1 protein-coding gene is annotated in these 586 nt (G+C 73.2%); it reads right to left on the bottom strand.

Going from position 1 to position 586, the window contains the following annotated elements; genetic code table 11:
- The coding region (locus FVW20_RS19925) for a S16 family serine protease (protein ID WP_307831657.1) at positions 1-586 on the bottom strand (586 nt) is incomplete at both ends.

A 586-nucleotide genomic window follows, 5' to 3' on the forward strand; every position in this document is an offset into this window, starting at 1 on the left:
GCCCCGGCCCGCGCTGCGGCAAGCAGCTTTTCGCGCACCCCGCTGACCGGCAGCACCCGGCCCGACAGCGACAGTTCGCCCGAAAGGGCCACGTCGGCCCGCGCCGGACGGCCCGACAGCAGCGAAACAAGGGCCACGCAGATGGTCAGCCCGGCGGAGGGGCCATCCTTGGCGATGCCCCCGGCGGGGATGTGGATGTGGATGTCCTGCACGGGGGTGTCGCCCCGACCGGAGTGCCCGGACTGGCCAGACTGGCCAGACGGGCCAGACGGGCCAGACGGGCCAGACGGGCCGGACGGGCCGGATTGGCCGGATTGGCCGGATTGGCACCCCAGAACGGGGTTCGCCTGACCGGGGAGCACCGATACACCCAGATGATCCGCCTCGGCCCGGATGTGGCTGAGCGCGATACGCGCCGATTCCTTCAGCACCTCGCCCAGCGAGCCGGTAAGGATGAGCTGGCCGGAACCGGCCATGCGAGCCGCCTCCACGAACACGATCTCGCCGCCCGCCTCGGACCACACCAGCCCGGTGGCCGTGCCCACGCGGGGCACGCCGTGGGCCGCGTCGTGCCGGTAGCGCGGCG

This window comes from Nitratidesulfovibrio oxamicus (genome assembly GCF_015731765.1).
Taxonomy (GTDB): Bacteria; Desulfobacterota; Desulfovibrionia; order Desulfovibrionales; family Desulfovibrionaceae; genus Cupidesulfovibrio; species Cupidesulfovibrio oxamicus.